Consider the following 13,444-nt stretch of genomic DNA (forward strand, 5'->3'; position numbering starts at 1 on the left):
CAATTAGTATTGATTACAAAAAAGGGGATTTTATCATGCCTTATTTTTACGTCTTTTTACTATTACTAACGAGCTTATTATGGGGAGGAAATTTCGTCGTTGGAAAATCACTCGTCGATCATGCATCACCGATGACACTGACAAGTTTAAGGTGGCTGATTGCGATTGTTTGTTTATTACCAATGGTATGGTTTAAAGAAAAGAAAATCCTTCCACCACGTACCGCGATACTTCCGTTAATATTCATGGGAATTTCAGGAGTCGCTCTTTTTAACATCTTTCAATTTTTAGCATTAGAAAAAACATCCGCTACGAATGTAGGTCTTATCTCTACATTGAATGCAATTTCAATCGCATTATTTTCAGTATTATTTCTAAAAGAAAAAATAAATACACTTCAAATCCTATCCATGATTCTTTCATTCTTCGGGGTCATCCTCGTCCTATTAAAAGGTGATTTCTCGCTTTTATTTTCACTACATTTTAATAGCGGTGATTTATGGATGATTGCAGCAGTTTGTATTTGGGGAATCTATTCTGTTTGTAGTAAATGGGCAACAAAAACAACTACACCACTTATGGCAACGTTGTACTCTGGTATTTTCGGCGTTATTTTATTACTACCGTTCAACATAGGTAGCTTCACTGTTTCAAATATAAATACTTCTTTCATCACATCACTTTTATATACTGGGCTTATTTCGACAGTTCTTTGTATGGTATTTTGGAATATTGGCGTACAAAAATTAGGCGCAACTACATCAGGTATTTTTCTAAACTTCAATCCAATTTTCACAGCCATTTTAGCATTCATATTCCTCGGAGAAGAATTAACGTGGATACAAATTTTAGGGACAGTTGTCGTTGTAACAGGATGTTATTTATTTTCTCATTTCAAAACTGTTGCCGTTCAGCCAACTAGACCTTTAATACGAAAACATTCTTAATGAAAAAACATCGTCATCTAGGTTGGCGATGTTTTTATTTACTCTTCATTTCTCTTATATACTGCTTTTCCTCTTCTGGCGATAAACGTTCCGTCGCCTTGCCAGTATCTCCACCTTGAAGGCTCCATAAAAAGTTATGCTCCTCAACAGTTTGAGAAAAATCTCCTTTTTCCCACCTATTTATAATAGAAAATAACTTCATTTTATATTGAAAACCTGTACTATTTTCAATATCTCTTTTTACATTAGAAATTTCCTTTTTTGTCATCTCTACAAATCCCCATTTTTCAGAGGATTTTACCTTTTGGTGCACCATTTTATGCATAGTAGAAATAATTTCACCTTCACTAATTTGCGGAGCTTCTTCTGCAGCTTTTTTCTCTTTTTCGTTTGCCGCTCGCTCGGTTTGAATATTTTTATTTTCTTTTTCCACATATGCAAGCAATTTCTTTCCGCCAACTATAGACGAGAAAATTACTATAATTGTAATGCATATACCTACGATCCATTTAAAAAGCATTATCTCTTCATCGCTTCCCTAACAATATGACTATCTACATATTGCTTAAACTTCACGATTTTTCCGTTCTCAAGTTGCCATACATGAACAAATTCTGCTTCAAATGATTTTCCTGTTTCTTTATAAACTCCAGAATACATACCTTCAGCAATAATTACATCTTTTCCGTTTACTTCATGATATGTATTTACACTTGCTTTATAATCATCCCATTCTGATCCTAAACGGCTAAATACATTTTCCATTATAGCTTCTACGCCTTTATATGTTCCGCCGTACGGAAAACCTTCTGCCTCTGTCCATTCCACTTTTTCAGAGAGGGCTTCTGCTAAATGCTTTGCATTCGAAGAAGCTGATCCTTCATACGTGCTTTTAATAATTTCTAAATTTGATTTAGGCATATTACTTCCTCCCGTTTATTTATTTTTACACAATATGTAACTTTCATAGTTACATATTGTGTAAAAAAATATTTAAATTGTTTTACTCTTAATCCACTCGTTGTAATCATTATAGTTACATTAATTCTTCAAGTCAACAATTTATAAATAAAATTCACTTCGTTTTCATTACTTTCTCTTTTAAGAAACGATCTACATATCCTTCTGCTTTTACTACGAATAAATACGCACCCATTGATAATAATGCAAGATCTAATTCATATCCTGGATTCTTTCCATCTCCTAATAAACCTGCTGCTCCATTTACCTTTACGATAGCTCCAGCTAAAATAAGAGCGAATAACAATCCTACATATCGTACACCTAAACCGATAATTAATAATATACCACCAACTAATTCTACAGTTGCTACGCCGTATGCAAGGCCACCTGGTAAACCGATGCTTGTAAACCACCCTGCTACATTATCGATACCTGATTGAAACTTTGCTAAACCGTGTGCAAAGAACGTAACTCCTAACACGATACGAATAATTAAATTCCCAATATATTGATTCATTTTGAACTCTCCTTTTTGTTTTGTTATGGTGAACTTTTATTTACAAGTCAAAACAATACGGTATTTTATTTCATTCGTCAAATACTTTTTTAAAGAAAACAAAAAACATTATCCGTTTTACGGATAATGTTTTCTTACAAAATAGCGCTAATTCAAGCTTTTATTCTATCGCATAGAAAAAGTTGAAACATTTTTCCAGCACCAATATAAGGCAGTAAAGACACGTCCTCTTCTACAACCATTCCAACAACATTCACTTTCTCATCTACAGATAAATCATTTATGGCAACTTGCATCTCCCCTGCATATCTACCATACAATTCATTATCAATTGTAATACTCCCTTTCTTTCTTACAATTGTATGCATCGGCTTTATCACCACTCTATTTCCTTCCCTTGATTCTACAGATCGAATAACATCACGAGCCGGATCTAGTCTATTTGTATGCACTTGCTCTACCACTTTTAATACTTCTTTATCAGTTATAAATGATTTGTAACGCAATGGAATAATCCCTCTACTTGCACTAGCTACTTCTTGCATACTTTTTAAACTTGCGCTTATATCTCCAATCAATACTTTATCAACACCACAATCTTGAACAAGTTCTAAGTACGCTTCAAGTGGGCGCATATTACGATGTTTTTCTAACGTTGGTAACCCTTCATATAACGGCCCTCGTTTTTCCGCATCTCCTGGAATAAATGCCATTGTCTTTATTCCGCACTTCTGTAAATATTGATTTTGTTTTTGTAAGAAAGACTTTGCTAGTCCTGTCTCTGGGCGCGGGTAAAAATTATGCCATGCTTCTACATTCTCTACTCTTATATGTTCTGCAAGTAATTCTTTCCAAAATGATTTTGTAATCGTACTCGCATTTAAAGCTACTTTCATCTTATAAGATACGCTTGCAATTTCTTTTGGCGCAATGCCGTAATCCATTCTTAAACCGGTAATGCCCCAGTTCAATAACTCTTCCACATTTTCATATGTTAGCCCTAAATGGTGTAACGATTTTGGAGAAACATCAACCATTAGCTCCATTTCACGTGCAAGAGCTTGTCTCCCTAATATTTGAATTAACTCTTTATACGTATTTGGATCATCTTCTGGAATGTGCAGTGATGTAAAAATAGATGTAAACCCATTTTCCTTCGCTACTTTTAACCACTCTTCTTGTTTCTCTACTCGTTCTTTTGAAAGATAAATGGAAACTCCGATCATATAAATCTCCCTTTCTATTAATAGAAAAAGAGAAAGGAATCCCTTTCTCTATATGTTTTCTGCCATTTCTTCTTTAAATCCGAAGAAGTACGTAAAGATAAATCCGAAAGCATATGCAATTACTAAACCTAAGAAATATAGTAAATATTTATTGTCAGCAATTAACGGAATTAAAGATAGCCCTGATACGCCAATTCCAAGTGAAGCCGTTTGCATAACTGCTTGGAATGCACCACCGACAGCCGCTCCTAAACAAGCAGTAATAAACGGTTTCCCAAGTGGTAATGTAACCCCGTATAATAGCGGCTCACCAATTCCTAAAAAGCCAACTGGCAATCCACCTTTAATTACATTTCGAAGTCGTTTGTTTTTTGTTTTCACATAAATCGCAATTGCTGCGCCCACTTGGCCAGCACCAGCCATTGCAAGTACTGGTAATAAAGGTGTTACGTGTGTTTGATTAATAAATTCCATATGAATTGGTGTTAAACCGTGATGCAATCCGACCATAACGAGAGGTAAAAATGTTCCCGCAAGTACTGCGCCAGCAAATGCTCCGCCAATATTTAAAATCGCATTAATTCCGCTCGTAATACCATCTGATAAGAAACCTGCTAATGGCTGAATGGCTAACATCGTTACGATACTTACAACTAATACAGTAATGAGTGGTGTCACAATAATATCAACTGCATTTGGCACTGCTTTTCGAACTTGTCTTTCCACTACAACCATAAGCCATGCTGCAAAAATAACTGCGAATAATCCGCCCCGTCCAGGCACTAATGCTTCACCAAACAATTTTACGTTTGCCATCGCCGGGTTGAAAATTAAAATACCAGCAATTGCCCCAAGAACCGGTGTCCCACCGAACTCTTTCGCTGTATTCCAACCAACTAAAATTCCTAAGAATGTAAAGATACCGCCGCCAATGAGTAGTAACATTTGTAACCACGTTGCATTTGGATCAGCACCAGCATTTTTCGCAAAGTTAGCAACCCCGTTTATAATTCCTGACGCAACAAGTCCTGGAATTAACGGAATGAAAATACTTCCTATTTTTCGTAAAAAGTTTTTCACCGGTGTATTATTTTTCTTCTTAATCTCTGATTTCATCTCTTGCCCAATATCTTCAAGGTGATGATCTGCTACCTCACCAATTCGTAGTCCTGTTAAGCCTTCCATTTCAGCTGCTACTTTATTTACTGTTCCTGGACCAACGACAACTTGAAGCGTCTCATCTTCTATAACACCCATAACACCTTCAACCTTTTTCAAAAGGTCCATGTTTACTTTACTTTCATCATGAAGCGTTAATCGTAGTCTCGTCATACAATGAGCAATACTACGAATATTTTTTATTCCTCCAAGTTGCTCCGAAATTTCCTTGGCCATTCTCTCTTCTTTCTTCATAATAGAATCCCCCCTCCCTATTATTTTATAGTGCTTTCTTCACAAACCCTTTTGCGCATTTTAGTTTCTCCAGTGCTTCCCCATATTCGCACTGCAACAACACCATAACAATGGCAGCTTTTACGTTACGTTCTGCCTTTTCATAATACTCTGCCGCTACTTCATAACTAGCGCCTGTTGCTTCCACAATAATTCGTTTTGACCGTTCTACTAACTTTTCATTTGTGGATTGAACATCTACCATTAAGTTTTTATATACTTTTCCTACACCAATCATCGAAGCTGTTGAAATCATATTCAACACTAATTTTTGTGCTGTACCAGCTTTTAAACGTGTTGATCCTGTTAATATTTCTGCACCTGTCTCTACTTCCACATTTAACTTTGCATATTTACTTATTTCAGCATTTTTATTACAAGAAATACTCGCTGTACTCGCTCCTACGCTCTGTGCGTATTTCAAGCCGCCAATTACGTAAGGAGTTCTACCACTTGCAGCAATTCCAATCACTGTATCTTTCTCATTTAATCCAATACTTTTTAAATCTTCTTCTGCTAACTCTTCGCGATCTTCAGCACCTTCCACCGCTTTAGTAAACGCTTTCAATCCACCGGCTATAAATCCTTGCACCATTTTATCATCCGTGCCAAATGTCGGCGGACATTCCACTGCATCTAGAATACCTAAACGACCACTCGTACCAGCACCAATGTAAATTAAACGTCCCTCTTCTTCAAAAGATTTAATAACAGTCTGTACAACCTTTTCAATTTGTTCTATCTCTTTTTCAACTGCTAACGCAACAGTTCGATCTTCTTCATTCATACTTTGCAACACTTCTTTTATGCTCATCTCATCCAAATTCATTGTTTTCTCATTACGATGTTCTGTCGATAAATTTTCTAACATATTGCCACCCTCTTTGAAATTATATTTCACACTTTTATTATAACTTTAAGAAATTAAAAATCAATGACTCTTTCTTATTTTATGAAATAAAATTTCACAACATGACATATTTTTGTCAAAGATCATAAAGTGAAACTTTAATCAGTGGGGTTTTGTTCATCCCCACTGATTATTAGCCCGCACCAATCGGGCATTAACGGGCAGTTGATCCCCACCTAACTTTCTTTGCTTCCGCTGAATTTTGAAGTGAGGGTCTTACTGCACGGCAAATAGCGGGATAAAAAAAGATGAGTCTCCTCATCTTTTCTTCTACTTTAACTTCCGTAACCGCAACGCTTCTTCTCGTGTCTCCATAAATTGATTCAATACTTTATTACCAATTCGATTGAAAGTAATCACATATAAAGCATCGATCATATTCAATTGCGTCATTCTCGAAGCAATACTCGCAATACGATGATCTTGTTCTACATCTGGCATACAAAGGCGAATATCCGCTTCTTTATATAACGGTGATGATTGATCTAGTTTCGTAATTCCAATAACAGTTGCACCTTGTCTCTTTGCATACTGCGCCATTTCAAGCACATCTTTCGTTCGACCAGATGTTGAAATCGCAACAAATATATCGCCTTCTTTTAAATTCGTCACAAGCGGCAGCATCATATGAAAATCAGATAGCATCATCGCTGTAAATCCGAGCCTTGTAAATTTATAAGCTCCGTCCATCGCCGGAGTAGCTGATCCGCCTACTCCATAAAAGATAATTTTATCGGCATTTACAATACGATCTGCAGCTTTTTCAAGTTCTTTTTTATCTATCGCCGTCACGCTCGCCTCAATTGCAGCTTTATTCACATAAGTAACTTTATTAAATAAATCGTACGGTCCATCTTCTGTATTCATCACTGAAAAATCGTTAATATTATAATCAGCAATCGTTAATTCACGAACGAGTGCTATCTTAAATGCTTTAAAGCTCCCAATCCCAATCGACTTACAAAAACGAACGACACTCGCCTCACTTGCGCCTGCATTCGTTGACACTTCTTTCGTCGTTAAGTTCGGAACAATCTCTGCATTCTCCATTATGTACATGGCAACCTTCTTCTCAGCTGGTGAAAATTGATCCATATTACTTTCAATTTTAAATAGTAATGTTGAAGCTTTCACTATTTAACCTCCACTTCTTACGGTTGCGTTCACTTATTTTCTCTTGCTTCAAGAAGGTAATAACCATCATCGCCAGGAGGATGAAACACATTTACAATGCGATTCCCTTTTTGATAAACAGTTCTTTCCCCTTCTGTCCACTTCTTTTCCCAACCGTTCATCCAAATCGCAACATCAGGTAAAAAAGCAGTATATTTCAGCTTCTGACCGTACTCACCATCTGCTTCTTCCGAAAAAATAGAAACCGGAAAATCTTTCACTTTTGATTCTTTCCATGCCGTAAATGGTATACATACTGCAATAAGTACGATTACACCGATAACCTTCTCCTTCGTAATCTTCACACTTCCCTCTCCTTGTCATATCACATACATAGATTTTACCATAATTACAAACCCTTCATGCTATATGATCATTGCTTTTGGGAATAAAAAAAGAGCTTACCTACATCAGATAAGCCCTTCCTCTCTATACAAAATATTTCTTCAAAAGTGGCGGTGTAATAATCGTCGTCAATATAACAACAATAACAATCGCTGTGAAATTTTCTTTCGCTAATAAATTCGCCGTAAGTCCATTTGCAGCGATGATAAGCGCTACTTCACCACGTGATACCATCCCCGCGCCAATACTAATAGAAGATTGGAGATTAAATCCTGTCAGTCTCGCTCCTAAACCTGATCCGATTAACTTTGTGAAAATTGCAATGAGAGTCATAATAATAATGAACCAAAGCTGGCTTCCAATGCCTTGAAATGTAATTTCCATTCCGATACTTACGAAGAATACTGGAACAAATATTGCATAAGCAATCGGTTCAATTTTATGTTCCACCTCATGCTTATACTCTGTTTGAGAAATAGCAATTCCTGCTGCAAATGCTCCAATAATGCCTGCAATTCCCATCATTTCACTGTAATAAGAAAAAGAGAAGCAAATAATAAGAGCCGCGCTAATTAACGCTTCTGTTACACGAAGCGGGACAAGCATTTTCATAATCCAAGGAACGACTTTCCAAGCAATAAAAACAATACTTACAAAGAAAATAATTTTCTTTACAATGACAAGTGTTATATTCACATCTTGTGTTCCTAAAAAACTCATTACAAATGCTAATAAAATAACGACAATGACATCATCAAATACGGCAGCACCTAAAATTGTTGTACTTTCTCTCGTATTCATTTTTCCTAGATCACGTAGCGTCTGCACCGTAATACTAACCGATGTCGCGCAAAGTAATAACCCTAAAAAAATGGCATGGGATTGTATTAATCCAAACAGCAATCCTGTTACATAACCACCGATGAAAGGAAAAATAATTCCACCAGCCGCTACTGCAAATGACGATTTCAAATTCCGATTTAACTCTTCTAAATCCGTTTCAAGTCCCGCCATAAACATAAGTAACAAAACACCAATCTCACTCAGTTCATCAATCAGTTCAGAACTATTAATAATACCGAGTACAGCCGGACCGATAATAATACCGACAATTAACTTACCAAGTACAGAAGGCTGACCAAGTCTCACACTAATGTCACCAGCTAATTTCGTACAAAGTAAAATGACGACAAGTTCAAAATAAAATAACATAGCATCTGCTCCTACTTTAACTTTAATGGTGGGGGTTCTCCATCCAAAGTAGATTATTAACCCTCGTCCCTTCCTGCCAGTAGTTTCCCCTATTCATTCGCATTTTATTTGTCACATTTTTATTTGACAAAATATTCTGAATTATATTAAGATTAATCCAGCAATTTTAAAAAACTACATACCATAACTGTACCTCCATTTACTTACATACCTTTTCTAGTGGGCTCCTACTATATTCGCAGTTATGGAAATGAAAACGGGGGGAGAGTCCAAAGTGAAGTCATTATTACGAAAAAAAGCGCTTAGTACTGAATCACCACGGCAGTTAAATAGAACATTAACTGCACTTGATTTAACGTTTTTAGGAATTGGCGCCGTAATTGGGACAGGGATCTTTGTATTAACAGGTATTGTCGCAGCGAAACATTCTGGTCCTGGTATTATGCTATCATTCCTTATTGCTGCATTTACTTGTGCTTGTGTAGCCTTTTGTTATGCCGAATTCGCTTCTTCTATTCCTGTCTCAGGAAGTGTGTATACTTACGCATACATGACAGTCGGAGAAGTCGTCGCCTTCATCGTCGGCTGGTGTTTAATGCTCGAATATTTACTTGCAGTCGCGGCAGTAGCTGTCGGTTGGTCTGGTTATTTACAATCTTTACTACAAGGATTTAACGTCCATCTGCCCGCCATAATCGCCTCGGCCCCTGGCGTAGGAAAAGGTGGTCTTATCGATCTACCAGCTGTTTGTATTTTACTACTCATTACTGGTCTTTTAAGCTTCGGTATACGTGAAAGCGCACGCATTAATAATATTATGGTTCTTATCAAGTTAGCTGTTATTATCGCCTTTATTGTAGCAGGTGCGAAATATGTAAAACCTGAAAATTGGACACCTTTCATTCCGTTCGGATACGACGGTATTATTACTGGAGCTGCCACTGTATTCTTCGCCTTTTTAGGCTTTGATGCAATCGCAACCGCTGCAGAAGAAACGAAAAAACCGCAGCGTGATTTACCAATTGGTATTATCGGTTCTCTTCTTATTTGTACTGTTTTATATATGATTGTATCTTTCGTTTTAACAGGTATGGTTCCTTATACGCAATTAGACGTTTCTGATCCAGTTGCATTTGCATTGCATTTCGTTGGTGAGGATACAATTGCAGGACTACTCGCTGTTGGAGCGATGACTGGAATGACAACCGTCCTCTTAGTCGTTATGTATGGACAAGTTCGCGTTTCGTATGCAATGAGCCGTGACGGTCTACTTCCAAAAGCGTTAGCACGTGTAAATAAAAGAGTAAAAATCCCTTTATTAAATACGTGGATTACTGGCGTTGTTGCTGCTTTATTAGCAGGCCTTTTAGACTTACATTTGCTAGCGAATTTAGTAAACATCGGCACATTAACAGCCTTTACATTCGTTTGCTGCGCAGTACTTATTTTACGAAAAACACACCCTGATTTAAAACGCGGATTCCGTACACCTTTCGTACCTGTATTACCAGTTGTTGCGATTCTTTGCTGCTTATATTTAATGATCAATTTGTCTAAAACAACATGGATTAGCTTTGCAGTTTGGCTTATAGTCGGCTTATGCTTCTATTTCTTCTACTCTAGAAAGCATAGTCATTTAGCTATTGAAAAAACAAATGATGAACAGAAAAAAGCATAACAAAATAGCTCGCCGATAAAACGGCGAGCTATCTTTCTGTACTATTATATTTTTTCGTTAACGATTGTAAAATGAAAAATATGCCGATGCAAGCTGTAAACCATGCCCAATTTCCTATTGGTGTCGAGTATTTGATCATTCCAATACCCACAAGCACTAAGAAAATAATCACCTGATATATGAGCTTCCACTTTTGCATATATTCCCTCCTTTACTTCGTCCCCTTCTTTTTCTTCTTCCAGGCATTCAAACTATCAAAGAAGAAGTTAATAAATAACGTTCCTAATCCTGCTAATAAAAACGTCATTAAGAATAAAACCCAAATACTTTTATCTTTTAATAAATAATATCCTACAAGGAGCACAACCGCGATCCATACATATTCAAGAATTCTTTTTAGCTTTTTCTGTTCCAAATTATTCGCTCCTTCTTTCTATGCTACTTTTAGTATAACAAAAAAGAAGCCTATCATGATAAGCTTCTTTTCTTCTCTCTTATTTGTTCATACTTTTTTCAACAAGTGAAATCGCATACTCTAATGTACGATTCATCGTTTCTACCTGTGCATCTTTTACTTGCACATCTTGTAATACAGCTTCTGCAACTGTAATTTTTTGTTGCAATGATTTCACTGAACCGTCCGTTACATTTGCATCTTGCGCTTTTTTCACTACTACTTTTGCAGATTCAATATTGATTTGTAATTTTTCTTTCGGTGTTTTCGGTTGTTCTACTACTTTAGATTGTACGAATGTTACATTAGCTGATTTTAATTCGGTATATGTTTGAATAATTTGTTCCCCAGTACTTCCTACATTTTCAAATGCTTGCTTTGCAATGTTATAGCTTTTCTCTAATTCTTGAAAGGCTTCCTTTGAATATTGACCTGGCTTATCACCAAATTCATACGTACTAACTAACACTTCTTTTACTTTTCCAAGCTCTTCAAATAACGCATTTACTTGCTCTAACTTCGTACGGTTAGAAAACTCATTGTATGATGCTAATACTTCTGAAGAACTTAAAGCTTTACTATATAATTTTGCTAACGCGATTTGTCCATTTAACGGAATACCACCATTTCCGTTACTATCAGGATCCGCTCCAAATGCAAATGGTACGTTCGGGTTATAAACTTTTCCTTGAGCTGGCTGACTATTTACTTTTTTACCATCTACGTAAATTGCCAATTCGCTTCCGTTATACGTTCCTGTTAAATGATACGTTTTGTTCGCTTCTAATTGAACACCAACACGTTTATAGCTACCTCCAATGTGAGCCCATAATTCAACATATCCACTTCCTGTAGACTCAAATCCAATTCCGCCGCTCTCTGTATTTTGCAAAATACCTTGTCCGCGAATTTCATTCATTGAAAATACAGTTTCTAATGTAAACGTATTTACTATTTTCTCTTTTTGTGCTGCTGAAAATGGAAGGTATCCAAATGTATTTGCTTTTCCGTTTAACTTCATAACATTCTTCTTCAATGCTTTATCATATTCAATAGTCACATTGCCCTTCACATCACCTTTTGTACCAAATGGTGAATTGTCTTTAAATGTACCATCTGCAAAGTTTACATCGAAAACATCAGCTTTTGGTACTTTCACATTCGGGTCAATATTATCTTTTTTCGTAGTAATTTCCGCAGTTAACGGCTGTGCGGTTTCATTGCCAAATGAATCAATCGCAACTACTTCAAGTGTATATGCTTTCCCGCCATCTAACCCTGCAAGCGTAAACGTAAGATCTTTCGGCACTGGATCACGATAAAACTCTGAGAATGCTAACAATTTATTTTTTATTTCACCCGTTTGCTTATCTCTAGCCTGCACACGGTAAGAGTGAACAAGGAGGTTGTCCAATGCTTGCGGGAATGTTACTGTTGCCGCATTTTCTGTTACATTTGATACAGCAAGCTTTGCATCTTTAGCAAAGTAAGGCTTTTCTTTATCACGATCTTCTACATGTGTAAATGTTTCTTTCTTTGCTGGTAATTTAATTTTCCAAGGCTCGCCTGTCCAAGAATTCGTATGGAAATCACGGCGATTAATCGTCACTTCTTCTTCATCTACTTCTACTAATAAACCTTGGCTTAACGTACTAGCTCCTGGCGGGATATTCCCTTGTACTTTACCACCTTCAACTTCCATATAACTTACTGAAGATGTACCAACTGATGTAAAGTCTTTTTGATGTATCGATCTCGGATCATCTAACGGATAATGTGAATGACCTGAAAACGTAATAACTTGTGGATATTCTTTTAACACTGCATTAATTTTTGCGCTATCTTGTGTTCCCCATTCCTGACTACCATACACTGTATCTTTAATATGTTGATGTAAAAATACAAAAATCGGTTTTTCTGGATCATCTTTTTGTGCTTTTGCCATTTCTTCTTTTAACCAATTAATTTGCTTGTCCGAATAATAACCATGTGTTGTTCCATTCTCTGGAGACATAACAAGGAAGTGATAACCTTTTACCACCTTATGATAATAAATTGATTCCATACCTGTTTTTTCTAAGAAACGCTTCTGTGCACCCTCTACGGATAAACCGTTCCAATAATCATGGTTACCGAGAGAATTCATTCGCACTGCATCTTTATTTGCATTTTCATTATACACTTGCATGAAACGATCATATTGCTGCACTGATCCTGTATCTGTGAAATCACCTACAATAACAAACGCATCTTGCTTTGGTGCTAATGTATTAAACTGTTCAATCGCTCTTTTCCAGCGAAACGTATCATCCGTTCCACTATTTTTAATATGCACATCACTTACAACTGGAAAAACTATCTTCTTCTCACTTGATGCCTTTTCTTGCTTTTTCTCTTCCGCCTTGACTGATGTACTCCACGGAAATGATACGAATGCTAATACAAAAACCATTAATAATCCAATAAGGCCTTTTACTTTTCTTAAAGCATTTCTGTCCACGTGAATCCTCCTCATAATAATTGATTCATTACAAGGGCTATTTTATCTAATATATGTTAATGTCGTT

Annotated in this window: 14 protein-coding genes; 2 read left to right on the top strand and 12 right to left on the bottom strand. The window is 36.4% G+C overall.

The features are described 5' to 3' along the window. Positions 1-35: 35 nt before the first annotated feature. Positions 36-947 (top strand): DMT family transporter, encoded by a 912-nt coding sequence (locus ACQGS6_RS15050; protein ID WP_001146264.1) that lies wholly within the window; start codon positions 36-38, stop codon positions 945-947. A gap of 34 nt (positions 948-981) precedes the next feature. On the opposite strand, the gene ACQGS6_RS15055 is transcribed toward ACQGS6_RS15050, so the two are convergent. The 9 genes from ACQGS6_RS15055 to ACQGS6_RS15095 all read right to left on the bottom strand — a co-directional run bounded on the left by ACQGS6_RS15055 (position 982) and on the right by ACQGS6_RS15095 (position 8,745). After that, complete coding sequence (locus tag ACQGS6_RS15055) at positions 982-1,467, bottom strand: PRK06770 family protein (RefSeq protein WP_000897980.1); 486 nt, start codon at positions 1,465-1,467, stop codon at positions 982-984. Then, complete coding sequence (locus tag ACQGS6_RS15060) at positions 1,467-1,868, bottom strand: nuclear transport factor 2 family protein (RefSeq protein WP_001126689.1); 402 nt, start codon at positions 1,866-1,868, stop codon at positions 1,467-1,469. Before ACQGS6_RS15060 ends, ACQGS6_RS15055 begins: the two co-directional genes overlap by 1 nt. Positions 1,869-2,022: 154 nt before the next feature. Continuing rightward, positions 2,023-2,427, bottom strand: a complete 405-nt coding sequence (locus ACQGS6_RS15065) for a DoxX family protein (protein ID WP_001077751.1) — start codon at positions 2,425-2,427, stop codon at positions 2,023-2,025. Between the two features lie 152 nt (positions 2,428-2,579). Continuing rightward, complete coding sequence (locus tag ACQGS6_RS15070; protein WP_074624975.1) at positions 2,580-3,653, bottom strand: DUF871 domain-containing protein; 1,074 nt, start codon at positions 3,651-3,653, stop codon at positions 2,580-2,582. A 48-nt stretch (positions 3,654-3,701) separates the two neighbouring features. Then, the gene (locus ACQGS6_RS15075; protein WP_000711293.1) at positions 3,702-5,066 is read right to left on the bottom strand and encodes a PTS transporter subunit EIIC; all 1,365 of its coding nucleotides are present in this window, start codon (positions 5,064-5,066) and stop codon (positions 3,702-3,704) included. A gap of 25 nt (positions 5,067-5,091) precedes the next feature. Beyond that, positions 5,092-5,976, bottom strand: coding sequence for an N-acetylmuramic acid 6-phosphate etherase (gene murQ, locus ACQGS6_RS15080; RefSeq protein WP_000892344.1), 885 nt, complete (start codon positions 5,974-5,976; stop codon positions 5,092-5,094). A gap of 309 nt (positions 5,977-6,285) precedes the next feature. Beyond that, complete coding sequence (locus ACQGS6_RS15085; RefSeq protein ID WP_000648164.1) at positions 6,286-7,149, bottom strand: MurR/RpiR family transcriptional regulator; 864 nt, start codon at positions 7,147-7,149, stop codon at positions 6,286-6,288. Positions 7,150-7,178: 29 nt separating this feature from the next. Beyond that, positions 7,179-7,493 carry a hypothetical protein gene (locus tag ACQGS6_RS15090; protein WP_000704958.1) on the bottom strand — a complete coding sequence of 105 codons (315 nt, stop codon included), beginning with the start codon at positions 7,491-7,493 and terminating at the stop codon, positions 7,179-7,181. A 124-nt stretch (positions 7,494-7,617) separates the two neighbouring features. Further along, complete coding sequence (locus ACQGS6_RS15095) at positions 7,618-8,745, bottom strand: cation:proton antiporter (protein WP_001985966.1); 1,128 nt, start codon at positions 8,743-8,745, stop codon at positions 7,618-7,620. Positions 8,746-9,019: 274 nt separating this feature from the next. Here ACQGS6_RS15095 and ACQGS6_RS15100 point away from each other — a divergent pair, with 274 nt between their 5' ends. After that, positions 9,020-10,423 carry an amino acid permease gene (locus tag ACQGS6_RS15100; protein ID WP_025966911.1) on the top strand — a complete coding sequence of 468 codons (1,404 nt, stop codon included), beginning with the start codon at positions 9,020-9,022 and terminating at the stop codon, positions 10,421-10,423. A gap of 28 nt (positions 10,424-10,451) precedes the next feature. Here ACQGS6_RS15100 and ACQGS6_RS15105 read toward each other — a convergent pair whose 3' ends face one another. The 3 genes from ACQGS6_RS15105 to ACQGS6_RS15115 form a co-directional block, all read right to left on the bottom strand. Continuing rightward, the gene (locus tag ACQGS6_RS15105; protein ID WP_001174850.1) at positions 10,452-10,622 is read right to left on the bottom strand and encodes a hypothetical protein; all 171 of its coding nucleotides are present in this window, start codon (positions 10,620-10,622) and stop codon (positions 10,452-10,454) included. Positions 10,623-10,634: 12 nt separating this feature from the next. Continuing rightward, positions 10,635-10,838 carry a hypothetical protein gene (locus ACQGS6_RS15110; protein ID WP_000435800.1) on the bottom strand — a complete coding sequence of 68 codons (204 nt, stop codon included), beginning with the start codon at positions 10,836-10,838 and terminating at the stop codon, positions 10,635-10,637. 79 nt (positions 10,839-10,917) lie between these two features. Further along, positions 10,918-13,377, bottom strand: coding sequence for a LamG-like jellyroll fold domain-containing protein (locus ACQGS6_RS15115; protein WP_025966910.1), 2,460 nt, complete (start codon positions 13,375-13,377; stop codon positions 10,918-10,920). Positions 13,378-13,444: the final 67 nt, after the last annotated feature.

This window comes from Bacillus sp. GMs2/2 (assembly GCF_050172095.1).
In the GTDB taxonomy this organism is placed as follows: Bacteria; Bacillota; Bacilli; order Bacillales; family Bacillaceae_G; genus Bacillus_A; species Bacillus_A cereus.

Excerpts from the sequence above, each read along its gene's own strand:
- ACQGS6_RS15050 (WP_001146264.1), top strand. The coding sequence starts at position 36 with ATGCCTTATTTTTACGTCTTTTTACTATTACTAACGAGCTTATTATGG.
- ACQGS6_RS15055 (WP_000897980.1), bottom strand. The coding sequence starts at position 1,467 with ATGCTTTTTAAATGGATCGTAGGTATATGCATTACAATTATAGTAATT.
- ACQGS6_RS15060 (WP_001126689.1), bottom strand. The coding sequence starts at position 1,868 with ATGCCTAAATCAAATTTAGAAATTATTAAAAGCACGTATGAAGGATCA.
- ACQGS6_RS15065 (WP_001077751.1), bottom strand. The coding sequence starts at position 2,427 with ATGAATCAATATATTGGGAATTTAATTATTCGTATCGTGTTAGGAGTT.
- ACQGS6_RS15070 (WP_074624975.1), bottom strand. The coding sequence starts at position 3,653 with ATGATCGGAGTTTCCATTTATCTTTCAAAAGAACGAGTAGAGAAACAA.
- ACQGS6_RS15075 (WP_000711293.1), bottom strand. The coding sequence starts at position 5,066 with ATGAAGAAAGAAGAGAGAATGGCCAAGGAAATTTCGGAGCAACTTGGA.
- murQ (WP_000892344.1), bottom strand. The coding sequence starts at position 5,976 with ATGTTAGAAAATTTATCGACAGAACATCGTAATGAGAAAACAATGAAT.
- ACQGS6_RS15095 (WP_001985966.1), bottom strand. The coding sequence starts at position 8,745 with ATGTTATTTTATTTTGAACTTGTCGTCATTTTACTTTGTACGAAATTA.
- ACQGS6_RS15105 (WP_001174850.1), bottom strand. The coding sequence starts at position 10,622 with ATGCAAAAGTGGAAGCTCATATATCAGGTGATTATTTTCTTAGTGCTT.